The organism is Glycomyces niveus, from assembly GCF_017592475.1.
Taxonomy (GTDB): Bacteria; Actinomycetota; Actinomycetes; order Mycobacteriales; family Micromonosporaceae; genus Glycomyces; species Glycomyces niveus.
In genome coordinates, this window is the sequence record NZ_JAGFNP010000004.1 from 1 (window position 1) to 24072 (window position 24072).

General features: G+C 69.4%; 21 protein-coding genes. 9 read left to right on the forward strand and 12 right to left on the reverse strand.

What is annotated here, in order from left to right:
- Positions 1 to 664 precede the first annotated feature (664 nt).
- Entirely contained in the window at positions 665 to 1090 is a 426-nt protein-coding gene (locus tag J5V16_RS08450) for an OsmC family peroxiredoxin (protein WP_208495667.1), read from the forward strand.
- A 204-nt stretch (positions 1091 to 1294) separates the two neighbouring features.
- The gene (locus J5V16_RS08455) at positions 1295 to 2593 is read left to right on the forward strand and encodes a KamA family radical SAM protein (protein ID WP_208495668.1); all 1299 of its coding nucleotides are present in this window, start codon (positions 1295 to 1297) and stop codon (positions 2591 to 2593) included.
- A 64-nt stretch (positions 2594 to 2657) separates the two neighbouring features.
- Here the strand turns inward: J5V16_RS08455 and J5V16_RS08460 are convergent, their stop codons facing one another.
- On the reverse strand, positions 2658 to 3404 hold the full coding sequence (locus tag J5V16_RS08460) for an NAD(P)H-dependent oxidoreductase (protein WP_208495669.1): 747 nt from the start codon (positions 3402 to 3404) through the stop codon (positions 2658 to 2660).
- A gap of 131 nt (positions 3405 to 3535) precedes the next feature.
- Between J5V16_RS08460 and J5V16_RS08465 the strand changes: the two genes are divergently transcribed.
- Complete coding sequence (locus J5V16_RS08465; protein WP_208495670.1) at positions 3536 to 4387, forward strand: helix-turn-helix transcriptional regulator; 852 nt, start codon at positions 3536 to 3538, stop codon at positions 4385 to 4387.
- 24 nt (positions 4388 to 4411) lie between these two features.
- On the opposite strand, the gene J5V16_RS08470 is transcribed toward J5V16_RS08465, so the two are convergent.
- From J5V16_RS08470 to J5V16_RS08480, 3 genes are read right to left on the reverse strand one after another with little or no spacing between them, the layout of a single operon-like run.
- The gene (locus J5V16_RS08470; RefSeq protein ID WP_208495671.1) at positions 4412 to 5281 is read right to left on the reverse strand and encodes an NAD(P)-dependent oxidoreductase; all 870 of its coding nucleotides are present in this window, start codon (positions 5279 to 5281) and stop codon (positions 4412 to 4414) included.
- A 29-nt stretch (positions 5282 to 5310) separates the two neighbouring features.
- Positions 5311 to 6177, reverse strand: coding sequence for an NAD(P)-dependent oxidoreductase (locus J5V16_RS08475; RefSeq protein ID WP_208495672.1), 867 nt, complete (start codon positions 6175 to 6177; stop codon positions 5311 to 5313).
- A gap of 58 nt (positions 6178 to 6235) precedes the next feature.
- Positions 6236 to 7099 (reverse strand): imine reductase family protein, encoded by an 864-nt coding sequence (locus J5V16_RS08480; protein WP_208495673.1) that lies wholly within the window; start codon positions 7097 to 7099, stop codon positions 6236 to 6238.
- Between the two features lie 139 nt (positions 7100 to 7238).
- On the opposite strand from J5V16_RS08480, the gene J5V16_RS08485 reads away from it, so the two are divergent.
- Positions 7239 to 7592 carry a winged helix-turn-helix transcriptional regulator gene (locus J5V16_RS08485; RefSeq protein ID WP_408612396.1) on the forward strand — a complete coding sequence of 118 codons (354 nt, stop codon included), beginning with the start codon at positions 7239 to 7241 and terminating at the stop codon, positions 7590 to 7592.
- Between the two features lie 11 nt (positions 7593 to 7603).
- Here the strand turns inward: J5V16_RS08485 and J5V16_RS08490 are convergent, their stop codons facing one another.
- The 4 genes from J5V16_RS08490 to metH form a co-directional block, all read right to left on the reverse strand.
- Positions 7604 to 8140: a DUF2087 domain-containing protein gene (locus tag J5V16_RS08490; RefSeq protein ID WP_208495675.1), complete on the reverse strand. Its 537-nt coding sequence runs from the start codon at positions 8138 to 8140 to the stop codon at positions 7604 to 7606.
- A 90-nt stretch (positions 8141 to 8230) separates the two neighbouring features.
- Complete coding sequence (locus J5V16_RS08495; RefSeq protein ID WP_408612402.1) at positions 8231 to 8863, reverse strand: HAD family hydrolase; 633 nt, start codon at positions 8861 to 8863, stop codon at positions 8231 to 8233.
- A gap of 110 nt (positions 8864 to 8973) precedes the next feature.
- On the reverse strand, positions 8974 to 9531 hold the full coding sequence (locus J5V16_RS08500) for a thymidine kinase (RefSeq protein WP_208495677.1): 558 nt from the start codon (positions 9529 to 9531) through the stop codon (positions 8974 to 8976).
- A 91-nt stretch (positions 9532 to 9622) separates the two neighbouring features.
- A complete protein-coding gene (gene metH, locus J5V16_RS08505) occupies positions 9623 to 13168 on the reverse strand; it encodes a methionine synthase (RefSeq protein WP_307792900.1) in 3546 nt (1181 codons plus the stop codon).
- Between the two features lie 143 nt (positions 13169 to 13311).
- Here metH and J5V16_RS08510 point away from each other — a divergent pair, with 143 nt between their 5' ends.
- The 3 genes from J5V16_RS08510 to J5V16_RS08520 all read left to right on the forward strand — a co-directional run bounded on the left by J5V16_RS08510 (position 13312) and on the right by J5V16_RS08520 (position 16814).
- Positions 13312 to 13950, forward strand: coding sequence for an MSMEG_1061 family FMN-dependent PPOX-type flavoprotein (locus J5V16_RS08510; RefSeq protein ID WP_208495678.1), 639 nt, complete (start codon positions 13312 to 13314; stop codon positions 13948 to 13950).
- 127 nt (positions 13951 to 14077) lie between these two features.
- Complete coding sequence (locus J5V16_RS08515; protein WP_208495679.1) at positions 14078 to 16045, forward strand: TPM domain-containing protein; 1968 nt, start codon at positions 14078 to 14080, stop codon at positions 16043 to 16045.
- Positions 16046 to 16097: 52 nt separating this feature from the next.
- A complete protein-coding gene (locus J5V16_RS08520) occupies positions 16098 to 16814 on the forward strand; it encodes a PspA/IM30 family protein (protein ID WP_208495680.1) in 717 nt (238 codons plus the stop codon).
- A gap of 53 nt (positions 16815 to 16867) precedes the next feature.
- Here the strand turns inward: J5V16_RS08520 and J5V16_RS08525 are convergent, their stop codons facing one another.
- The 3 genes from J5V16_RS08525 to mshC all read right to left on the reverse strand — a co-directional run bounded on the left by J5V16_RS08525 (position 16868) and on the right by mshC (position 20826).
- Positions 16868 to 17755, reverse strand: coding sequence for a phenylalanine 4-monooxygenase (locus tag J5V16_RS08525; RefSeq protein ID WP_208495681.1), 888 nt, complete (start codon positions 17753 to 17755; stop codon positions 16868 to 16870).
- Between the two features lie 72 nt (positions 17756 to 17827).
- On the reverse strand, positions 17828 to 19513 hold the full coding sequence (locus tag J5V16_RS08530) for an enoyl-CoA hydratase-related protein (RefSeq protein WP_208495682.1): 1686 nt from the start codon (positions 19511 to 19513) through the stop codon (positions 17828 to 17830).
- Positions 19514 to 19584: 71 nt separating this feature from the next.
- Positions 19585 to 20826 (reverse strand): cysteine--1-D-myo-inosityl 2-amino-2-deoxy-alpha-D-glucopyranoside ligase, encoded by a 1242-nt coding sequence (mshC, locus tag J5V16_RS08535; protein WP_208495683.1) that lies wholly within the window; start codon positions 20824 to 20826, stop codon positions 19585 to 19587.
- 130 nt (positions 20827 to 20956) lie between these two features.
- On the opposite strand from mshC, the gene J5V16_RS08540 reads away from it, so the two are divergent.
- A complete protein-coding gene (locus J5V16_RS08540) occupies positions 20957 to 21931 on the forward strand; it encodes an aldo/keto reductase (protein WP_208495684.1) in 975 nt (324 codons plus the stop codon).
- Positions 21932 to 21980: 49 nt separating this feature from the next.
- On the opposite strand, the gene J5V16_RS08545 is transcribed toward J5V16_RS08540, so the two are convergent.
- A complete protein-coding gene (locus J5V16_RS08545; RefSeq protein WP_208495685.1) occupies positions 21981 to 22463 on the reverse strand; it encodes a VOC family protein in 483 nt (160 codons plus the stop codon).
- Between the two features lie 73 nt (positions 22464 to 22536).
- Here J5V16_RS08545 and J5V16_RS25435 point away from each other — a divergent pair, with 73 nt between their 5' ends.
- Positions 22537 to 23373: an AraC family transcriptional regulator gene (locus J5V16_RS25435; protein ID WP_208495686.1), complete on the forward strand. Its 837-nt coding sequence runs from the start codon at positions 22537 to 22539 to the stop codon at positions 23371 to 23373.
- Positions 23374 to 24072: the final 699 nt, after the last annotated feature.

The window sequence follows — 24072 nt, forward strand, 5'->3', positions numbered from 1 at the left end:
CCTGTTGCGCACCACCATCCGAAGACCATGGCGACTTTTGGTATGTGTCGAAGCATGTCCTGACCGATTTTCAACGGGACACCAAGCAAGTGTCCCAAGGAAAAGACAGTCAAAAACAGTACCAACCGGAAACCACCGAAACCTTGTCCGATCGTCCCAGTCAGCCCGCACGCTGACCATCCAAACACCCTGTTGAGTTCTCAAACAACACGCCAACCCAAGTCGATCCACTTAAAGGATTCAGCCTCAGCCGGAGCAACCCGAACAACATTACTAGTCTCGAACCGCGCTGTCTAACTGGGGGTCGTAGACCCTCATCACATGCGATTGAGCCTCTATGGAGTCTCAGGTGATCCCCGCGCCTCGATCCGGACCGCGCCATAGCTCCGTGAGCTCGTCGCGTGCCTCCGTGATCTCCGGACCGGCCTCGTTTTCCTCGGCCGTTCCGTTCCCCCGCGGGCAAAGACAAATATACACACCCTCGAAGGGGCCAAATCCAGGGGGGTCACCTTCGGTTCAACGATACGCCTGACCAGCGGAGACATCAAGGGCTTCCGCGAAGACGCTGTCGGGCCGCCGGGCCGGCCGCCGTCGCGGATCGACTTTGGCGCGCAGGGTCGGCTGTTAGCCTGCGAGCGAAGGACTTCCGATCAGAGGAGAAGGCATGTCAGCCACTCGCAATGCACGCACCCGTTGGACCGGCGACCTGCAGGAAGGCAACGGCGTCACCAGCTTCGTGTCCTCCGGGCTGCCGGACACGCCGGTCACGTGGGCCGCCCGCACGAACAACCCCGAGGGCAAGACCAGCCCTGAGGAGCTCATCGCCGCGGCGCACACTTCTTGCTTCTCCATGGCGTTCTCGGGCGCGCTGGGGAGGGCCGGGTACACCGCGGAGGAGATCGTCACCGAAGCCGCGGTCACCTTCAAGCCCGGCACGGGCATCACCGACATCGCGCTGACCGTCAACGCCGTCATCCCCGGGATCGAGGACGACGAGTTCCAGACCATCGCGCAGGGCGCCAAGGAGAACTGCCCGGTGAGCCAGGCCCTGAAGGCGGTCCCGATTTCGATCGAAGCAACGCTGGGTTAGGGTCGTCACAAACGCCTGAAAATTTCATATTCACGCACAGTGTGCGCGAAAGCATCGGGTGCACCATCCGTGGCCGATATGTCACGGAGCCGATCGCAGGCGGTATCGCCTGTCGGCGGCACGGTGGTCGTTGGTTTCGCGCACTTGTTTGTAACCAGGCCTGCCTGCCCAGTTGCGAACCGACATGCAGAGGAGGGAGTTCTCGTGACTGCTCCTGAAGACCACAACACCGGTAGGCGGTTCCACGCCTACACCATTCGCCACCTGGACGAGCTGCTCCAGAGAGCGCCCTTGAGCGAGGAGCAGCGGCTCCGGACCAGGGCGGTGGCTTCTGTACTGCCGTTCCGGACGAACGCCTACGTGGTCGATGAGCTCATCGACTGGGACGATCCGTTCGAGGACCCGATGTTCCGGCTGGTCTTTCCGCAGGAGGACATGCTGCCGGTCGAGGACGTCAACCGCATCGCCGCGCTGTTGAAGAACGACGCTTCGAAGCAGGAGCTCACGGCTGCGGCCAATGAGGTCCGGTTCAGGCTCAACCCGCATCCGGCCGGGCAGTTGGCGCTCAACATCCCCAAGGCCGGCGAAGAACCGATCCCGGGTCTGCAGCACAAGTACCGGGAGACGGTGCTGTTCTTCCCCCAGCAGGGGCAGACCTGCCACGCGTACTGCACGTACTGCTTCCGCTGGGCGCAGTTCGTGGGGATCGCCGACCTGAAGATGGCGAACAACGACGTCGAGCAGTTGACGGGGTACGTGCGGGAGCATCCCGAGGTGAGCAGTGTGCTGCTGACCGGCGGGGACCCGATGATCATGGGAGAGCCGGTCCTGCGGCGGTACATCGAGCCGCTGCTGGAGATCGACCACGTGGAGTCGATCAGGATCGGGTCGAAGGCGCTGGCGTACTGGCCGCAGCGGTTCGTGTCGGACCCCGACGCGGACGACACGCTGCGGTTGTTCGAGCGCGTGGTGGCGTCGGGGAAGAACCTGGCGTTCATGGCGCACTTCTCGCACCAGAAGGAGCTGGAGTCGGAGATCGTGCAGGACGCGGTGCGCCGCATCCGCTCGACCGGCGCGGTGATCCGGACGCAGGCGCCGCTGATCAGGACGATCAACGACGACGCGGACCAGTGGGCCGGGATGTGGCGGACCCAGCACCGGATGGGGATGGTCCCGTACTACATGTTCGTGGAGCGGGACACCGGGCCGCAGGACTACTTCTCGGTGCCGCTGGCGCGGGCGTGGGAGATCTTCCGCGACGCGTTCAGCCAGGTGTCGGGGTTGTGCCGGACCGTGCGCGGCCCGTCGATGTCGGCCACGCCGGGCAAGGTGGCGGTGGACGGGGTCGTGGAGATCGGCGGGGAGAAGGCGTTCGCACTGCGGATGCTCCAGGCCCGGGACCCCGACCTCGTCGGGCGGCCGTTCTTCGCCAAGTACGACGAGACGGCGGTGTGGGTGGACGACCTGAAACCGGCGTTCGCGGACAAGTTCCCGTTCGAGTAGGGCGCTAGGCAAGGTGTAAGGGCCGGAGCGGCAAGACCGCTCCGGCCCTTCTCGTGCCTGTTCGTCACTGGGCGATGTGCAGCGCGAATCCGGTGGTGCCCGGGGCTTCGCGGCCGGGCAGGAGGCGCTTGTGCTCGTCGTAGTCGTCCGTCTGCCTGCGGTAGGCGATCGGCTCGGTCTCAGCGAGGGTCTCGAGGCGCTCGCGCAGGTGCTTGACCATGTCGGCGTACTCGGACTGCCAGCCGGCTCCGGTGATCACCACGGGCGGGAGGATCGCCATGCCGGTGTAGAAGAGGACGCCGTGCTGGATCGGGAACAGCAGGTCGTTGATGTCGCCGTTGACGCCCCGATCGGAGAGGTGCGCGTCGGCCGCGCCGGTGGTCACGACGATCATCGCGCGCTTGCCGGCGAGGACGCCGTCGCCGTAGCGCTTCCAGGCGCGGGAGGTGCCGTAGCCGAAGCCGTTGGCGAAGACCCTGTCCATCCAGCCCTTCATGATGGCGGGCACCGTGAACCACCACAGCGGAAACTGGAGGATGACGTTGTCGGCGGCAAGGAGCTTCTCCTGCTCGGCCTTGATGTCAGGGGCCAGCGCGTCCTTCTCCCAGGCTTCGGCGGCGGCGTCGATGAAGGTCTCGCTCTCGGTGGGGCCGAAGTCGTCGAAGTCGGCTACGGCCTTGAAGTTCATGGCGTAGAGGTCGGAGACGGTGACGGTATGGTCGAGGGCTTCGAGTGTCTGTACGGCTTCGTCGCGGAGGGCGGCGTTGAGGGAGCCGTTGTGCGGGTGGGCGTAGACGATGTGAGTTCTCATGCGGACCATGCTGCTGCGGTTGCGGCGGGGCTGCCAGACGTCTGTTCGACCTGGGGCCGTTCGACCCTAGGACTGACAGACCTAGGCAGTTCGGCTCGATGGCGGCGATACTTGTCGTGGAGGTTTGAGTGATGTCAGCTGATGCGACCGGTATCCACAAGCTCGAGGATGTCGCCGATCTGGGCAAGTTCCTGCAGGCGCGGCGCGCGCGGGTGAACCCGGCCGACGTGGGACTGCGGGAGGACGCGCGGCGGCGGGTGCCGGGGCTGCGGCGGGAGGAGCTGGCGCTGCTGGCCGGGGTGAGCGTGGACTACTACACGCGCCTGGAGCAGGGGCGGGCGAAGCGGCCTTCTGATCAGGTGCTTGATGCGGTGGCGCGGGCGCTGCGGTTGGACGAGACGACGCGGGCGCATCTGCACCGGTTGGCGGGGAACTCGCGGTTGAGCCCGTTGCAGGCGGGTGCGGGGGTGCGGCCGTCGCTGCAGACGATGCTGGCGGCGGTTGACGCGTTCCCTGCGTTGATCATGAACCACCGGCAGGATGTGCTGGCTTCGAACCGGTTGGCGCGCTTGCTGTACGGCGGGTTCGGGTGGGACCTGGAGGCGGGTCCGAACTTCGTGCGGCTGCTGTTCGACGAGGATTCGCGGGAGTACTTCCCTGACTGGGAGGCGGTGTGCTCGCATGAGACGGTGGCGCAGCTGCGGAAGATGGCGGCGCTGTTCCCCGAGGACGCGACGATGACGGCGCTGATCGGCGAGTTGTCGGTGGCGCACCGGGATTTCGCGGAGATGTGGGCGCAGGCCGAGGTGAAGGACTGCAACATCGGCTGGGTGCGGTTCGACCATCCGATGGTGGGGTTGCTGCAGCTGTACAAGGACCAGTTCCGGGTGGCGGACGGTTCGGGGCAGATGCTGGTGACGCTGACGGCGGCGCCGGGGACGGACGGGTACGAGAAGTTGGCGCTGCTGGGGACGGGCGGGTAGGCCCCCGTCCCCAGGTTGCGCTGCTTACTTGATGGTGAGCTGCTCGACGACGCTGATCCAGTCGGCGGTGCCGCGGCCGGTGGCGGCGAGTTCGTCGAGGTGCTTCTTGAGCGGTTCGAGGAAGTCGGCGCTGACGCCCTGTTCGCGGCTGGCAGTGATGATCGAGGCGACGGCGGGGCGGGTGAAGGCGACGTCTTGGCCTGGGGCAGGGTCGTAGTTCCGCTCGTCGATGAGTGGGGCCAGGCTCTCCATGACGGGCAGGACCGCGGTCAGCCAGTTGATGACGTCTTCGGCGGTCTGCGCCGCCGGGGTGCCGACGGTGCGCATCATGGCGACGGCCTGGAGGAGGCCGCCGAAGGTCTGGTACATGGCGGAGAGCAGTGCCATGTCCTTGAGCGAGGCCAGGCCCGCGTCGGTGCCTTGGTACTCGGCGGTGCCGAGGGTCTCGAGGGCGGGTTTGGCGATGGCGAAGGCGTTCTCGTCCCCCGAGTAGAGGAGGCGGGAGCCGGGCCGGCCGATCATCTCCGGGACGGCCATGATGGCGCCGTCGAGGTAGGTGATGCCGTGCTCGGCGGCCCAGGCGGCGGTGGCGCGGGCTTCGTTGGGCGTGGTGGTGGTGATGTTGACGAGGATCTTGCCTTTGAGCTCGGCGGCCGCGGGTTCGAGGTTGTCGTGGATGCTCTTGTGGTCCAGGAGGACGGCGAGGATGATGTCGCCGGTCTGGACGGCTTCGGCGATGGTGGCGACGGCGGTGGCGCCGGCTTGGACGTGCGGTTCGGTCTTGGCGGCGGTGCGGTTCCACACGGTGGTGGCGTAGCCGGTCTCGCGGAGGCGGGCGGCGATGGCCGAGCCCATGGCGCCGAGGCCGAGGATGGTGACGGTTCCCTTTGGCATTGCTGGTCTCCCTGGTGGGTGCGGTCGGGTCAGTGGATGGTGAGGCGTTCGATGATGCGGATCCAGTCGCTGTCGCCGTGGCCGGTGGCGGCGAGTTCTTCGAGGAGCTTCTGGTGGGGCTCGAGGAGGTCGGCGCGGACGCCCTGTTCGCGGCTGGCGGTGATGAGCGAGCGGATGCCGAAGCGGTCGAAGTCGACGCTCTGGCCGCCGGTGTCGTAGGTGCCGCCGTCGACGATGGCGGCGAGTTCCCTGCCGTGCGGGAGCATGGCGGCGAGCCAGGCTTCGACTTCGCCCGCGGTGTCGGCGGCGGAGGTCCCGGTGGTGCGCATCATGGCGATGGCCTGGACGTAGCCGAGGAGCATGAGGTCCATGGCGGAGAGCAGGGCCATGTCCTTGAGCGAGGCGACGCCGGGGTCCTCCCCCGCGTATTCGGCGGTGCCGAGGGTCTCGAGGACGGGCCGAACGGTGTTGAACGCGTGCTGGTCGCCTGAGTAGAGGAGGCGGGCGCTCGTGTCGCCGATCATCGACGGGACGGCCATGATGGCGCCGTCGACGTACGGGATGCCGTGCTCGGCGGCCCAGGCGGCGGTCTCGCGGCCCTGGCCGGGCGTGGTCGTGACGAGGTTGACCACGGTGCGGCCCTTGAGGTCGGCGGCGACCGGTTCGAGGTGTTCGCGGACGCGGGCGTGGTCGAGCAGGACGACGAAGACGAGTTCGCCGGCGCGGACGGCTTCGGCGACCGTCGCTGCGGTGTTCGAGCCGGCTTGGACGTGCGGTTCGGTCTTGGCGGCGGTGCGGTTCCACACGGTGGTGGCGTAGCCGGTCTCGCGGAGGCGGGCGGCGACGGCCGAGCCCATGGCGCCGAGGCCGAGGATCGTGGTGGAGGGCTGGGTCATGATCGTGCCTTTCCGTGCGGGGCCAAGCCGGTGGCCCGGCCCCGCATAACGGTGCGGTTCAGCCGTTCCGGCTGAAGATCTGGTGGACGGGGACGACGCGTCCGGCCTGCTCGCTCGCGTCGAGGGCGCGCTGGTAGTACTGCTGGATGGTCTTGGTGATCTCGGCGTCGACGCCGGCCTCTTCGCTGGCGTCGATCACGTGCTGCGCGCCGGCGTGCATCATCTTGAGGTTCGCGAGGTCGCCCCAGCCGCCCTGCTTCGCCGCCTCGACGAAGAAGTACGAGAAGTCCTTGAGGCTCTGCGGCTCGTTCTCGCGCAGGGCCATGAACCGGTCGACGTCGCCGCCGGAGCGCTCGATCATGGCCACCGCCTGCTCCAGGGAGATCAGGAACGCGTGGAACATGGCGAGGTTGGCCTGGTAGTAGAGCTGCGCGATGCCGTAGTCCTCGCCGAGGTACTCGGTGGGGCAGAGCAGTTCGAGCAGGTCCTGGAGTTCCTGGTGGAGGGCGCCGGGGCCGCTGACGTACATGCGGGAGACGGGGTGCTGGATGTCGTCGCTCTGGGTCATGTACGCGCCGGTGAGGAAGCGGGCGCCGCGGTCGAGGACCCATCCGGCGCCCTTGCTGGTGTTGGCCGGGGAGTCGGAGGAGAGGTTGACGACGGTCTTGCCGGCGAGGTCGGCGTGTTCGAGGACGCCGTACATGGCGTCGTAGTGGATGAGGGAGAGCAGGATCGTGTCGTTGGCGGCGACGGCTTCCGCGGCGGTGGCGGCGGGCTTGGCGCCGAGTTCGGCGAGGGCCTCGGCCTTGCCGGGGGTGCGGTTCCAGACGGTGACGTCGACGCCGGCGGCGAGAAGGATCTTGACGGTGGCCTGACCCATCGGGCCGAGGCCGAGTACGGAGACGGACTTCCTAGCAGACATGTTGTGCCCCTTGGTAAGTGATGGTTTCTTGCGTCGCTTGACGAGATCCATCGTCGGTCGGGGCGGGTAGGATCGCAAGACCGCACTTGCAGGTGGGGTTACTTACCGGGACGTTCGCAATATGGTCGGGAGCGCAGCGATGCAGGCGATGAGTGACACAGATCAAACGTGCGGGATGTCGATTGCGATCGATGTCGTGGGCGGCAAGTGGAAGATGCACTTGATGTGGGTGCTCGCCGAGGGGCCGGTGCGGTTCGGGCAGATCCGGCGCAAGCTCGACGGGGTGAGCGAGAAGGTGCTCGCGGAGAACCTGCGGCAGCTCGAGGCGAGCGGGGTGGTGCACCGGGAGCTGTACGCGGAGGTGCCGCCGCGGGTGGAGTACTCGCTGACGCCGCTGGGGCGCTCGTTGAACGAGGCGCTGGAGCCGCTGGAGGCGTGGGGCGACCGGCACCGCGACGAGGTGCTGTCGCGGGCCGACGTCGAAGTGCCCTAGCGGGCGGTGATCTAAAGGGGCGGAGCTTCACGGCGGCGGTATTCGCTGCCGCCGAGGTTGCGTTCGAGGAGGAGTTCGTCGATGAGGTCCCGGCGCAGCTGGAGCGGGTCGTGGTATTCGGCGGCGAGCGTCTCGTTGACCTCGAGCTCGGTGTAGACCCGGTCGAAGGCGAAGAGGCGTTCGGCGAGGTCGCGCAGGAGTTTGACGCGGGTGCGGCGGTTGACGGGGATCGTGGTGATGCGCCCGTTCGAATAGAAGTGGGCCACTTCGGGGCTGACGCCGGGCGGGGCGTCGGGGCGGGCCTCGCGGGCGGCCGCGGCGGCGGTCTTGAAGGCGTCGGGCGCGGCGCGGATGCTGCCGTCCCGAGTGACGAGGCCGGCTTCGAAGAGGCGGTGGAGGGCCTTCTCGGCGCGCGGATGGCGCGCTCGCAGGTCGGTGACGGTCGTGCCGGATTCGGTGAGGACGATGTCCGCGAACACGCGGAGGCGTTCGGGGTCGGCGAGGGCCTTGAGGATGAGGTCGCCGGCGTCATGCGATGGAACGGTCATGGGGACAGACTGGTGCCGGTCCCCCAGGGCGTCAACGCGTTTTCTTCGAATCTGCGACCATCGGACTTCTGATCCCATGCCCGCAGAGCGCTATTCCAGGGCGCGGAGGAAGGCCAGATCGACGCCGTCGAGGGAGTCGACGCGGGGGACGTCGATCTCGGCCGGGAGTTCGACATCGCCGGGAACGGCCAGGGTGACCGCGCCGGCGGCCAGCGCGGAGCTGGTGCCGGAGACGGAGTCCTCGATGACGACGCAGCGTTCGATGTCGACGCCGAGTTTCGCGGCGGCGGCGAGGTAGGGCACCGGGTCGGGTTTGGGGCGTTCGACCTCGTCGCCGCAGACGGTGAGGTCGAAGTTGTCGGGGCCGACGTGGCCGATGATGATGTCGGCGAGCTCGCGCGGGGTGGAGGTGACCAGGGCGGTCGGGATGCCGGCGGCGCGGCATTCGAGGAGGAGTTCGCGGGCGCCGGGCTTCCATGCGACGCCGGCGGCGAAGAGTTCCTTCATTCGGGTGCGCAGCCAGGTCTGGTGGTGCGGGGTCTCGGTGAGGGGGATGCCGAGGCTTTCGAGGAGCATGACGACCGAGGCGTCCTCGTTGGTGCCGACCATGCGGGAGCGGACTTCGGGGTCGAGGGCGCCGCCGAGGAGTCCGGCGAGTTCTTCGACGCCGGTGTCCCAGATGATCTCGCTGTCGACGAGCGTGCCGTCCATGTCGAAGAGCACGGCTTGCGGGAACGCGGCTTCCGTTCGGTCAGTCACGGTGTCAACAGTACGGGCGGGGCCGTTGGGGCGGTCTGGTTCGCGGCGGGGCCGCGAGGCGGCTCACACAGGGGCTAGGCGAGGCCGGCGCGGTGGTGGCGGCGGCAGAGGACGGTGTAGGAGTCCATGTCGCCGACTTCGACGACGTCGCCGGCGAAGGTCATGACGCCGTCGCGGACGCGGGCGTTGTGGGTGCCGCGTTCGCCGCACCAGCAGTTGACGCGGACGGGGAGCTCTTCCACGCGGTCGGCGAGTTCGATGAGGCGCTGGGTGGCGGGGAAGAGGCGGCCGAGGAAGTCGGTTTTGAGGCCGAAGGCGTAGACGTCGAGGTCGAGGCCGTCGACGGCGTCGGCGAGGTGGTTGATCTGCTTGGGCGCTTCGAGGAACTGGACTTCGTCGACGATCACGTACGGGGGTTTGAGGGCGGCGAGGTCGTCGTAGATGTCGAACCCGGGTTTGACCTCGCGGGCCTCGTGGCTGAGGCCGATGCGGCTGGAGACGACGCCTTCGCCGCCGCGGTCCATGGAGGTGTAGACGACGCCCTGCCCGCCGAGGGAGTGGTGGTACTGGAGGGCGAGGGTGGACTTCCCCGCGTCCATGACGCCGAGGTAGGCGACGAGTTCGTGCGACATGGCACCTATGGTGCCGGGTGGGTGTCGCGGGGGTGAACTCGGCCGCGGGTTCGGTGCCCGGCGCCCTATCGGCGCCGGGCACCTCCCGGGGTCACTTGGCGTTGAAGTAGCTCGCTTCGGGGTGGTGGAGGACGATCGCGTCGGTGGACTGCTCGGGGTGGAGCTGGTCTCCTTCGGACAGTTCGACGCCGATGCGTTCGGCGCCGAGGAGTTCGACGAGGGTCGCGCGGTCGGCGAGCTCGGGGCAGGCCGGGTAGCCGAACGAGTAGCGGCAGCCGCGGAAGTCGACGTCGAAGTAGCCCTTGAGGTCCCCGGGGTCCGAGTCGGCGACGGTGCCGCCGGAGGGCAGGACCCATTCGCGGCGCATGCGCCGGTGCCAGTACTCGGCGAGCGACTCGGTGAGCTGCACGGTGAGGCCGTGCACCTCCAGGTAGTCGCGGTAGGCGTTGGCCTGGAAGAGCTCGTTCGTGTATTCGGAGACCTTGGAGCCCAAGGTGACCAGCTGCATGCCGAGGACGTCGAGCTGGCCGCCGTCCTTGGCGCGGAAGAAGTCCGCGAGGCAGAGGCGCCGGCCCTGCCGCTGGCGCGGGAAGGTGAACCGGGCGCGCTCGGAGTGGCCGTTCTCGTCGAGGACGACGAGGGTGTTGCCCTCGGAGTAGGCCGGGAAGTACGCGTAGGCGACCTTCGCCTCCAGGACGTTGTCCGTGGCGAGCCGGTCGAGCCAGTAGCGCAGGCGCGGGCGGCCCTCGGTCTCGACCAGCTCCTCGTAGGAGGGGCCGTCGCCGCGGGCGGGCTTGAGGCCCCACTGGCCGAGGAAGGTCGCGCGCTCGTCGAGCAGCGCGGCGTACTCGGAGGTCTGGATGCCCTTGATGACGCGCGAGCCGTAGAACGGCGGGACCGGGACCTCGACGTCGGTGGCGACGTTGGATCGCACCGACGTGTCGTTCAAGTCCGGGAGGGTGTCGGCGACCATCGTGGCCTGCTTGGCGCGGCGTTCGCGGCGCAGGGCGATCTTCGCCTCCTTCTCCGCGTCGACGATCGGGACGCCGGTGCGGCGGGCGGTCATGACCTTGTTCATGAGGTCGAGGCCTTCGAACGCGTCGCGCGCGTAGTGGACCTGGCCGCCTTCGAACATCTCGCGGAGGTCGTCCTCGACGTACGCGCGGGTGAGCGCGGCGCCGCCGAGGAGGACCGGCCAGCGCGTGTGCATCGAGCGGGCCATCATCTCGGCGAGGTTGTCCTTCATGATGACCGTCGACTTGACGAGCAGGCCGCTCATGCCGATGACGTCCGCCTGGTGCTCTTCGGCGGCGTCGAGGATGGCGTTGATGGGCTGCTTGATGCCGAGGTTGACGACGGTGTAGCCGTTGTTGGACAGGATGATGTCGACGAGGTTCTTGCCGATGTCGTGCACGTCGCCGCGGACGGTGGCGAGGACGATGGTGCCCTTGTCGGCCGCGTCGGCCTTGTCCATGTGCGGTTCGAGGTGGGCGACGGCGAACTTCATGGCCTCGGCGGACTGCAGGACGAACGGCAGCTGCATCTGGCCGGAGCCGAAGCGGTCGCCGACGACCTTCATGCCTTCGAGGAGGTTGTCGTTGATGATGTCGAGGGGCCGCTTGCCGCTCGCGAGGGCCTCGTCGAGGTCGGTGTCCATGCCGTTCTTGTCGCCGTCGATGATCCGCTGGGCGAGGCGTTCGTCCAGGGGGAGCGCGGCGAGCGCTTCGGCGCGGGCCTCCTTCGTCCCGGCGAGGCTGACGCCGTCGAAGATCTCGATGAGCTTCTGCAGCGGGTCGTAGTCCTCGGTGCGGCGGTCGTAGACCATGTCGAGGGCGACCTGCTTCTGCTCCTCGGGGATCGAGGCCATCGGCAGGATCTTGGAGGCGTGGACGATCGCGCTGGTCAGGCCCGCCTCGACGCATTCGTTGAGGAACACGGAGTTGAGGACCTGGCGGGCGGCCGGGTTGAGGCCGAACGAGATGTTGGAGACGCCGAGGGTGAAGTTGATGCCCGGGTAGAGACGGGCGATCTCGCGGATGGCCTCGATGGTCTCGATGCCGTCGCGGCGGGTCTCCTCCTGGCCGGTGGAGATGGGGAAGGTGAGGGCGTCGACGAAGATGTCCTGGATCTTCATGCCCCACCTGCCGGTGAGGTCGTCGATGAGGCGGGCGGCGACGCGGACCTTCCAGTCGCGGTCGCGGGCCTGGCCTTCCTCGTCGATGCACAGGGCCACGACGCCCGCGCCGTGCTCGGCGACGAGCGGCATCATCCGCTGGTAGCGGGAGTTCGGGCCGTCGCCGTCCTCGAAGTTGACCGAGTTGACGATGCACTTGCCGCCGAGGGCTTCGAGCCCGGCCTCGACGACGTTCGGCTCGGTGGAGTCGAGCATGATCGGCAGCGTGGAGGCGGTGGCGAAGCGGGAGGCGAGCACGCGCATGTCCTCGGCGCCGTCGCGGCCGACGTAGTCGACGCAGAGGTCGAGCAGGTGCGAGCCGCCGCCGGCCTGCTCGCGGGCGATCTCGACGCAGCGGTCGTAATCGGCGGCGAGCATGGCGTCGCGGAAGGCCTTGGAGCCGTTGGCGTTCGTGCGCTCGCCGACGTTGAGGATCGAAGCGTCCTGGAGGTACGGGACGTGGTGGTAGGAGGAGGAGACGCCCGGTTCGAGGACGGGGGTGCGCTCCTTGGGGACGACCGGGTCCCCGGTGCCGGGGGCGCCGCCGAGGCGGGCGCGGACGGCCCGGATGTGGTCGGGGGTGGTGCCGCAGCAGCCGCCGACGAGGCTGACGCCGAAGTTCTTGACGAACTCCTCGTGCGCGTCGGCCAGTTCTTCGGGGGTGAGCGGGTAGACCGCGCCCTTCGGACCGAGGGTCGGCAGGCCCGCGTTCGGCATGACCGAGATCGGAACGGGCGAGTGGCGGGAGAGGTAGCGGAGGTGCTCGCTCATCTCTTCGGGGCCGGTGGCGCAGTTGAGGCCGATGAGGTCGATGCCGAGGGCGGCGAGGCTGGTCAGGGCGGCGCCGATCTCGCCGCCGACGAGCATGGTGCCGGTGGTCTCGACGGTGACCTGGGCGATGATCGGGACGTTCGTGCCGAGGGCCGCGTTGGCGCGCTTGGCGCCGATGACGGCGGCCTTGGCCTGGAGGAGGTCCTGGGCGGTCTCGACGAGGAGCGCGTCGGTGCCGCCTTCGATGAGGCCGATCGAGCATTCCTGGTAGTGGTCGCGCAGGAGCGCAGACGGCGCGTGGCCGAGGGTGGGCAGGCGGGTGCCGCCGCCCATGGAGCCGAGGACGAAGCGGGGCCACTCGGGGGTGGCGTACTCGTCGGCCTTCTGGCGTGCGAGCGAGGCGGCGGCGCGGGCGATCTCGCGGGCGCGCTCGACGATGTCGTACTCGACGAGGCCGCCGTAGTTGGCGTTGAAGCTGTTCGTCTCGATGCAGTCGGCCCCGGCGGCCAGGTACGCGTCGTGGATGCCCAGGACGATGTCGGGCCGGGTGATGCAGAGGATGTCGGTCAGGCCCTCGAAGCCGTCGTAGTCCTCCATCGTGGGGTCGAAGGTCTGCAGCATGGTGCCCATACCACCGTCGGCGATCACGACGCGGCGGCTCAGGACATCAAGGAAAAGGCTGTTCGCAGACACGGCTCCAGGGTACTGGCCGGTGCCGCCAGATGGGAATCGGGTTTCAGGGATTGGGAGTTCGCAGAGGCGTGGATCGAGCTGGCCCCGGCCTCGTACCGCGCGTAGGCTCGGTCCGTAACGAGATCGTTTGAGAAGGGACACACATGGACGCCACGGAAATGGGCATGTGGACCGAACTGACCGATCCGGAGAAGCTCCGCGAAATCGTGGGCGAGGTGATGCCGCAGGCCATCACGAAGGAGCGCGCGAAGCTCCACCCGCGCGACCGCGAATGGCTCGCCGCCTCCACCTACTGCGTGATCGCGACCGCCGACGCCGACGGCAACTGCGACGCCTCCCCCAAGGGCGACCCGGCAGGGAAGCTCGTGCACGTCCTCGACGACTCGACCCTCGCGATCCCCGAGCGGCCCGGCAACCACCGCGCCGACGGCTACCACAACGTGCTCGCCAACCCCCACGTCGGCCTGCTCTCGCTCCTGCCCGGGCGGCGCGAGACGCTGCGGATCAACGGCCGCGCCCGCATCGTCTCGGACGCGCCCTTCTTCGAGGACATGGTCGTCAAGGGCCACAAGCCGATCCTGGCGCTCGTGATCGAGATCGACACGATCTACTTCCACTGCGGCAAGTCCGCCATGCGCGCCGGGATCTGGAAGCCCGAGACGTGGACACCCGACGCGGTCCCCCAACACGCCCAGCTCGTCAAGGAGACCCAGGTCGTCGAGGCCACGCTGGAGCAGCTGATCGACAAGTACGGCCCCAAGTACGAGGCGGGCCTCTACTAGCGGCACCCGCTCCGCCGATCCGGACACGGCGGGCTCTTTCACCGAACCGCGCTACCCGCGAGGTTTCTTCCCTACGCTGAGATTCGCAATATCCGCAGCTCAGGGCAGGGAAGACGCAGGGGCGCCGATGTCGGCAACAGTGAGATACGCGGCGGCCGTACTGGCCGCCCTCGTTTTCGCCCTCTCCGGTGCCACCACCGCCGCCGCGGTCGCGCCGATCGAACTCGACTCCGGGGCCGTCACCGACCGTGTGGGCGCCGTCGGGGGCCGGGGCGCGGAGGTCGACGCCGCGATCGACCGGCTCAGGTCCGAGGCCGCGATCGGGCTGTACGTGGCGTACGTCGACTCGTTCTCCGGGTGGGCCCCACAGGACTGGGCCGACCAGACCGCCGTGAACAGCGGCCTCGGCACCAACGACATCCTGCTCGCCGTCGCCACGGGCGACCGCCGCTACGCCTGGTCGGTCGCGTCCGGGTTCCCGCTGTCGGACTCGCAATTGAACGAGGTCGCCACCTCGGCGATCGAACCCGAACTGTCGCGAGACGACTGGGCCGGCGCGGCCATCGCCGCCGCCGACGGGTACCGGGCCGAGGCGGCCGGGGGCTCGGGCGGCGGGGGCGCGGGCTGGATCGTGCTCCTGCTCGTCCTCGTCGCCGTCGCGGTCATCGTGTTTCTGGTGTGGCGCAAGCGTCGCGGCAGGCAGGGTGTCCCTTCGGGCAAGCAGGTGCAGCGGATGTCGACCCAGAACCTCGACCGGGAGGCCAGCCGCCTCCTGGTGGAGGGCGACGACGCCGTCCGCACCAGCGACCAGGACCTCGGCTTCGCCGTCGCCGAGTTCGGGCAGGAGAACACCGCCAAGTTCTCGGCCGCGCTCGAGACCGCCAGGAGCGAACTCGCCGCGGCCTTCCGCATCCGCCAGTCCCTCGACGACGAAGTGCCCGAGACCGAGGAGCAGCGCCGCGCGATGCTCACCGAGATCGTCGACCGGCTCACCAAGGCCGACCAGGAGCTCGACGGGGCCGCCGCAGAGTTCGAGCAGCTGCGCGACCTCGGCCGCCGCGCGCCCGAGGCGATCGAGAAGCTCACCGCCGAGGCGCAGGCCCTCGCCGGGCGCACCGGGCCGGCGAAGGAGGCGCTGGCGTCGCTCGCGGCCGCGTACCCCGCGTCGGCGTTCGACACGGTCACCGCCAATGTCGCCGACGCCGAGGACCGGCTCGGGTTCGCCGACCGGAGCCTCGCCGAGGCCCGCGACGCGCTCGCGGCCGGTGAGAACGGTCGGGCCGCGGTGGGCGTGCGCGCCGCCGAAGGCGGTCTCGCGCAGGCGAAGCAGCTGCTCGACGCCGTCACCGGGCGGCAGACCGAACTCGCCGAGGCCGCCCGAGGGCTGCCCGGGCTCCTCGCCTCGCTCGACCAGGACATCGGCGAGGCCGAACGCAAAGCGGACGGCTCGCCCGGCGGGGAGCGGCTGCGCCGCGCTGCCGCGAACGCGCGGGCCGTGACCGAAGCGGTCGGGGCAGCCCAGGCGGCCGGACCGGTCGATCCGCTCGACAGCACCCGCCGCCTCGAGCAGGCGCAAGCCGACCTCGGCGGGGAGCTGCAGGCCGTGCGCGACGAGCAGGAGCAGCGCGAGAGCGCGAAAGCCCAACTGGCGCAGACGATCGCGAACGCCGCGGCCACGGCCGCCGCGGTGGAGGACTACATCAACACCAACCGCGGCGGCGTCGGCACTGAGGCCCGCACCCGCCTCAACGAGGCGAACCAGGAGCTCGACACCGCTCGCGCCCTGGCCGCGGGCGATCCGGTGCAGGCGCTCGCGAAGGCGCAGCGGGCCGACCAGCTCGCTGCGGCCGCGTCGCGCCACGCCCAGCAGGACGTGAACGATTACCGCAACCCGGCGAGACCCGGCGGCGGGTTCGGCGGCGGCATGGGCGGCAACGCCGGCGCGATGCTCGGCGGGATCCTCTTGGGCGGCATCCTCAACGGAGGCGGGCGCGGCGGCGGATTCGGCGCGCCGAGTTCCTCTCGCCGCCGCGGCCCCTCGCCGGGGTCCTTCGGCGGCGCGGGCACCCGCAGGGGCGGTGGTGGCCGATTCTGACGACCGCGAGGCGCAAGCGACTACCGGAACGAACCGAAAGGCATGGGGACCCATGACACAGAAGCAGTCGATCTTCGGCCGCATCGGCCAGCTGCTCAAGGCGAACATCAACGACGCCATCGACTCCGCGGAGGAACCGGAGAAGATGCTCGCCCAGATGGAGCGCGACTACAAGAACAACATCGCCGAGGCCGAGAGCTCGATCGCCGAGACCATCGGCAACCTGCGGCTGATGGAGGAGGACGCGGCCGCCGACAGGGAGGCCGCGCAGGAGTGGGAGAACAAGGCCCGCAACGCCAGCCGCAAGGCCGACGAGCTGCGCGCGGCCGGGAACACCGCCGAGGCCGACAAGTTCGATCACCTCGTCAAGGTGGCCCTGGGCAAGCAGCTCGGGCTGGAGAAGGAGATCAAGACCGCCGAGCCGACCATCCAGGCCCAGCAGGAGGTCGTCGACAAGCTCAAGAACGCGCTCAACCAGATGAAGTCGAAACTCTCCGAGCTGCAGTCCAAGCGCAGCAGCCTGACCGCCCGCGCCAAGACCGCGCAGGCGCAGCGGCAGGTGAACGAGGCGGTCGGCAGCGTCGACATCATGGACCCGCTCAGCGAGGTCAACCGCTTCGAGCAGAAGGTCCGCCGCGAGGAGGCGAAGGTCCGCGGGCAGGCGGAGCTGTCGATGTCCTCGCTGGACAAGCAGTTCGAGAGCCTCGACGGGCTCGCCGACGAAACCGAGATCGAGGCGCGCATGGCCGCGCTCAAGTCAGGCAAATGACGCGGGGGTCTCCAGCGGCCGGGCGATGCGCCCGGCCGCTTCACTGCGCGCGGCTACTCCCGCTCGGCCTTCAGGCGGGCGATCGAGTCGTCGTCGCAGGTCGTCCAGAACTCGCCCACGACGTCCTCGAGCTGCTCCATCGACCCCGCGTCGAACAGGTGGTCCTGGTACTTCGTGATGTCGTAGTCGATGGTGCCCATGGTGACCAGGTCGAGCGGCAGGATCTCCATGCCGCGGAACTCGTCGATCTCCCCGTACGAGGAGAGGATGCCCGCCCCGTAGGCCTTCAGGCCGTCCTTCTCACTCATCACCCCGAACTCGAGGGTGAACCAGAAGACGCGGGAGACGAACTCGAGCGCGTCCTCGGAGTGGACGCGGCGGGCCGCCTCGCCCGCGGCGCGGTACAGCGCGGCGAAACGCGGCGAGGCGAGGGCGTTGGCGTGGCCGATGACCTCGTGGATGACGTCGGGCTCGGGCGTGTACAGCGGCACCGAGTGGTGGCGGATGTACTGGGTCGCGTGGAACCTCCCGTCGGCGAGCACCCCGTAGAACTCGCGCAGGGGCACGAGCCCCGCCGCGGGCAGGTAGCTGAAGCCGGTGAGCGGCGCGAGGGACTCGGAGACCTCGTGCAGCTGCGGGATGTGGTCGGCGGGGAGCTTCAGGCGCTCGGCGCCCTCCAGGTACTCGTGTACGGCCAGGGCTTGGTGCTTCACGGCGAGTTCGGCGCTGACCAGCCGCCAGATCTCGTGCTCGGTGTCGGAGTAGGAAACGGTCGGCATGGGTAGGCCGGGTTCCCAGTCCATTGCGAGGGCCGCGATGGCGTTGCGCCGCTCGCGGTACTCGGGGTCGGCGAAGCCCGGGTGGTTCTCACCCAGTTCCACGACGACCGTGCCGTCGGCGTCGGTGTTGACCGGCGCGAAGTACTGTCCTTCTTCGAACATAGGGACAGTCCATCAGGTGGGACGGCCGCTGTCAACGCGGTGGTGAGACTGGCAAGCCCTCTCCGCCCCCGACTAGGGGAAACGCAGCTTCCCCGGGGTCTCGGCCGGGGCCGCCTTGCCCAGGAACGCGCGGCGCTTCGCGTGGAAGCCGTGCCGGTCGTCGAACATGTCGCGGGCCATCTCGGCCAGCTCGATGGTCTGGTAGTACGACAGCGGCTTCGACTCGGCGCGGCGGCGGGCCTTCGCGGCGAACATGCGCCCGCGAGTGACCGGCTCGTTGTAGCCGATCGCGACGGCGCGCAGCCAGCGCTGGAACTCGTCCCAGTCGCGGGGGCCGACCGCGCCGATGAGGCCGATCTGCTTGGCCTCGGCGACCGAGATCGGGAGCTTGTCGCCCAGGAGGCGGGCGGCGGTGGCCTCGCCGACGCGGTTGGCGACCGACCAGGTGTGCAGCTCGGAGCCGTAGATGCCCATGTCGTAGTAGGGGTTGAGGACGGTGCCGTCCCGGGCGACGGTGACGTCGGCGCAGAGGCCGGCCATGACCCCGCCCGCGCCGGCGTTGGCGGAGAAGGCGGCGACGGTGAGCTGCTCGGCCTGCGCGATGGCGAGGCACAGCTCGTCGATGGCGTTGATGTTGTCCCAGGCCTCGGCGGCGGGGTCGGGGGCGGCGTCGATGACGCCGAGGTGGATGCCGTTGGAGAAGGCGTGCTCGGTGCCGGTGATGACGAGGATGCGGGTGTCCTCGGTGAGGGCCTTCTCGACCGCGCCGGTGAGGCGGCGGCACTGCTCGGTGTGCATGGCGCCGTTGTAGGAGCGGATCGAGAGGTAGCCGATGTCGCCTTCGCGGCGGTACACGGACTCGGCGATGGCCTCGGGCGCGGGTTTGAAGGGCGCGCGGGAGGCGTCGATGACCATGGCTGCGGGAAGCTTCGGACCGCGCTTGGGGAGCTTGCGACCCGAGGATGAGTCCAGCTTCTCAAGGAGGGCGGCGTAGCCGACCCAGAGGGTGCCGCGGCCGGTGGCGAAGGCGATGGATTCGCAGTCGCGGCCGACGATGGCGCCGGGTTCGGCGCCGGTGTGCTCGGTGGTGGCGGCGGCGTCGAAGAGGCAGTAGGTGCGGCCGTCGATGAGGGCGGGCGCGCCGGGGGCGCCGTCGGCGGCGGCGATGCGACGGGCGAGTTCGGTCGCCGAAGCGCGCCAGTCGAGCGCGAAGGCGTCGCGGCGCAGGAGCGGGAGTTCACCCGTCCCGGGGACGGGGAGCGGGAGTTCGGCGGCGGGGACGGGGCGCTCGCCGTTCTTGACCTTGCGCAGGACGGTGGCGACGCAGTCCATGGCGGCGTCGGCGACGCGGCTGTTGTAGAGGGCGGACTTGGTGATGCCCTCGGGGACGTCGAATGTGGAGCAGGCCCAGACGGGTCCGGCGTCCATCTCCTCGACCGCGGAGAGGGCGGTGACGCCCCAGCGGGGACCCTGGCCGAGCAGGGTGTGGTCGAGGGAGGAGGGACCGCGGTCGCCGACCGGTCCGGGGTGGACGATCACGGTGGTCCAGCGCTTCCAGACCTCTTCGGGCACACGGTGCTTGAGGAAGGGGCACAGGATGAGGTCGGGGTCGATCCGCTCGACCGCGCGGGTCAGCGCCTCGGGGGCGCGGTAGGCGGGGGCGAGCTCGACGCCGACCTCGTGCCCCTGCTCGCGCAGGGTGCACCAGACGCGCTGGGTGAGTCCGTTGAACGCGGACGCGAGCAGCAGGATCTTCAATTCGACTCCAGGAGGATGGGGAGTCGGCCACGCTCAACTGTGAGCGTACCGATACTCGGCATTTCGCACAATCAGCGCGTGCAGTCTATTCCGAGCAGTCCTCGCACCGTGTCGCGGGCAAGGTCGGGCGCGGACGGGTCCTCGCCGCCGTTCGCGAGCGTGTCATTGGCCCAGGCGTCGACGGCGGCGAGCGCCCCGGCGGTGTCCAGGTCGTCGGCGAGGCGTTCGCGCACGGCCTTGAGCATCGCGCCGGCCGGGGCAGCGAGTTCGCGGGCGACAGCCTCTCGCCAGCGCCCGAGGCGCAGTTCGGCTTCGGCGAGTTTCGCGGCGCTCCACTGGCGGTCGGAGCGGTAGTGGTCGGCGAGGAGGGCGAGGCGGACGGCGGCGGGGTCGACGCCTTCGGCGCGGAGCTTGGAGACGAAGACGAGGTTGCCCAGGGACTTCGACATCTTCTCGCCGTCGAGGCCGATCATGCCGGTGTGGACGTACGCGCGGGCGAAGGGGTTCGCGCCGGTGAGGGATTCGGCGTGGGCGGCGGAGAACTCGTGATGGGGGTAGATGAGGTCGTTGCCGCCGCCTTGGACGTCGATGGTGTCGCCGAGGTAGTCGAGGGCGATGCAGGCGCATTCGATGTGCCAGCCGGGGCGGCCGGGGCCGACGGGCGAGTCCCAGGAGGGCTCGCCGTCGCGGGGGGCGTTCCACAGGATCGCGTCGAGGGGGTCGCGCTTGCCTTCGCGTTCGGGGTCGCCGCCGCGTTCACGGGCGTAGCGGAGCATGGTCTCGCGGTCGTAGTTGGACTCGCCGCCGAAGGCGGTGTGGGCTTCGACGGCGTAGTAGACGTCGCCGGATTCATGGCGGTAGGCGGCGCCGCTCTCGAGGAGTCGGGCGACGGCGCGGCCGACGGCGGGGATGGACTCGACGGCGCCGATGTAGTGGCGGGGCGGGAGGACCTGCAGGGCCTCCATGTCCTCGCGGTAGAGGGCGGTCTCGCGCAGGCCGAGGACCTGCCAGTCGGTGCCGTCGCGTTCGGCGCGTTCGAAGAGGGGCTCGTCGACATCGGTGACGTTCTGGGCGTAGTTGACGTCGATGCCCTGGTCGAGCCAGTAACGGTGCACGAGGTCGAAGGTGATCATCGTGGCGGCGTGGCCGAGGTGGGTGGCGTCGTAGGGGGTGATGCCGCAGACGTACATCGAGGCGCTCTCGGCGCCGGGCTTGACCGTCTCGCGCACGCCCGCGGAGGCGGTGTCGTGCAGGCGCAGGGCGGGGCCTTGGCCGGGGAGGGCGGGCAGGTGCGGTGCGGTCCAGGAATCCATGCCCGCGATCTTATTTCGAATACCGGCCGCCCGGCCAGTGCCGGAGATCGGCGACCGAGACGTACTTGTTGTCCTTCCAAGCGCACCTGAGGCTTTCATGCGAAGGTTGCTCGATGTAACTTGTGTGGTCATGGAACGCCGACCACTTGGACGCAGCGGCATCGAGGTCTCCTCGCTAGGCCTGGGGACGATGACGTGGACCACCGACGAGGCCGGTCTCGAGGACGCCGCGGCGCAGCTGCAGACGTTCGTGGAGGCCGGCGGCACGCTGGTGGACACCGCCGACGTGTTCGGGCAGGGCGCGGCCGAGGCGGTGATCGGGCAGCTCATGGGCAAGATCGTGGCCCGCTCGGAGCTGCACATCGCGACGAAGGCGGGGGTGCGCACGGACGGCGCGCCGCGCAAGCGCGACACCTCGCGAGGGTGGCTGATGCGGTCGCTGGAGGGGTCGCTGCGGCGGCTGGGGACCGACTACATCGACTTGTGGATCCTGCACGTGTACGACCCGGACACGCCGCTGGAGGAGACGATGTCGGTGCTCGACGCGGCGGTGTCGAGCGGGAAGGTCCGGTACGTGGGGCTGTCGAACCACACGGGCTGGCAGACGGCGCGGGCGTTCGCGTGGCAGTCGGCGTGGCCGGGGCGGACCCCGATCGTGGCGAGCCAGGTCGAGTACTCGCTGCTGCAGCGCGGGGTCGAACGGGAGGTGCTGCCGGCGTGCCTGGCCCTGGAGATGGGCGTGCTGGCGTGGTCGCCGCTGGGCCGCGGGGTGCTCACGGGCAAGTACCGGTTCGGGCGGCCCGCGGATTCGCGGGCGGTGTCGGCGCAGTGGTCGCGGTTCGCCGGGGTGTACCTGGACGAGCGGTCGGCGGGCATCGTGGAGGCGTGCGCGACGGCGGCCGAGGGGCTCGGGGTGAGCCCGCTCGAGGTGGCGCTGGCGTGGGTGCGGGACCAGCCGGGGGTCGCGTCGGCGATCGTGGGCGCGCGCAACGCGACGCAGCTGCGGGCCTCGCTCGCGGCCGAGCAGCTGTTCCTGCCGCCGGAGATCCGCCTCGCGCTCGACGACGTGTCCGCGCCGACGGTCGGCTACCCCGAGAGCTACTAGAGGGCAGTGAAGATCGCCCCGCGCGGGCGCGCGGGGCGGTCTGCGTTCCCTAGGACTCCTGGCCCATCGAAGCGATCCACTCGTCGATGCGGCGCTCGGCCTCCGCGTGCGAGACGTCCTCGACGCGGGTCATGATCGACCAGCGGCGCCCGAACGGGTCGGCGATCGAGGCGTACCGGTCGCCGGTGAGGAACACCGACGGCTCCTCGCGCACGGTCGCCCCCGCCTCGACCGCCTTGGCGTACACGGCGTCGCAGTCCTCGACGTAGAGGGCGAGCGACCCGGTGATCTGCTCCGCGTTCGGCGCTTCGAGGCCCCACTGCGGGTTCGCGTCGCCCAGCTGGAGGACCGAGTCGCCGATCTTGAGGTCGCAGTGCATGACCGAGCCGTCCGGTCCGTCGTTGCGCATCAGCACCTGCGCGCCGAAGACCTCCTTGTAGAACTCGATGGCCTTCGCCGCCTCGTTCACGACGATGAACGGCACGATCGAGTGGTAGCCGTCAGGGATGGGATTGACCTTGTTCTCGTTCATGGGGCCAGTCTCGCCGAGCCCCTGACCTCGCGCTTGTGAAAAAACGACACACCCCCGCTCTAATATTCGGGACGTGAACGGAGCAACCGCGAGCGACAAGGGCCTGCTGCGGCCGCACGAGGCCGCGCGATTCATCGACCTGCGGCGGTACCGCGAGACCGGCCTGCTCGGCCAGTACGTCGAACGGTACTGGTCGGTGCGCTGGGACCTGCCCGAGGGCGCCTCGTACGAGTCCGTGGTGATCCCCCACCCGTGCGTGAACCTCAGCTTCATGCCGGTCCTCGGCGCGGAGGTCCACGGGCCCGGCATCGCGGTCTCGCGGCACCCGCTCACCGGCGGCGGCCGCGTCTTCGGCGTGAAGTTCCGGCCCGGCGGGTTCACCGCGTTCAGCGGCGTCGAAGCGGCCGCACTGGCCGACTGGTCGGCGGGCGCGGCGGTCGTGTTCGGCCCCGAGGTCGACGAGTTGAACGCGATCATCATGAACGGCAACGACATCGACGCGATCCGGGTGGCCTCGCGGTTCCTCGCCGACCGCATGCCCGAGCGGCCCGACCCCCGGTACGGGCGGGCGCTCGCGGTCGTGAAGGCCATGCTGGAGGACCGCACGGTCACCCGGGTGGACGAGGTGGCGGCCCGGTTCGCCATGTCCCCCAAGACGCTCCAGCGCCTCTTCCAGGACTACATCGGGCTCGGACCCAAGACCCTGATCCGCCGCTACCGCATCCACGACGCGGCCGACCGCCTCGCCGAGGACGCGGGCGCGGACCTCGCCCGGCTCGCGGCCGAGCTCGGCTGGTCGGACCAGGCCCACTTCACCCACGACTTCAAAGACCTCATCGGCTTCCCGCCCTCCGAGTACGCGGCGCAGTGCGCCACGGCGGGAAGGGAACTGGTCGCCGCCCACCGCTGAGAGCGATGAGGGCGGGTACGCCGACCGGGTGCGTTGCCGGGGCGTGGTCGCACTCGGTCGGGGCTCAGGCGGGCGGCGACGGAGAGGTGGGTTGCGGAGTGGGGTTCGTCTGCGGCCTCGGGGCGCTCGCGACACTCCCGGGCGCGGGGGTCGGGCGTCGCTGTGTCCTTGCGACACCGTGGGTCCGGTGCGGAACGTGAGGGTTTTCTACTCCTGTAGGCGATGACGATCCGGGGCGATGTCGGGGATCATTGAGATACGCACAGGGATGCGGAAGACGTACAGGTGTCGAGTAGGTGCAAGCAGACTCAGCCAAGCCTCTGGCCGAAACGCAAACCGTACCGATTCCGAGCTCATCGGCTCAGTCCCCGGGTGCTATCGGGACCCACAGCTGACCACGGCCCGCAGGGTCGTACTGGGTGGGAGATCGCCGGTCGGGATCACCTCGAACGGAGGCGGTGCTCAGAACGAGGCACATCACTGCACGACCGCTGGCATGAACGGTGAGGCTCGGCCGGGCAATTGAGGACCCGGTCTTCCCTACCACCGCCATGCACGGCAAGCACATTGCGTGTGATCGGGATCCCCTCGGGTTGCTGACACGCGAAGACCGCCGGTGCGAGCGGCGTTCCCGCCCGGGGAGACCCCGGGGTCGGTTGCGCGCGCCCGCACGGGCGGACACCGGTCACGGCCGATCGC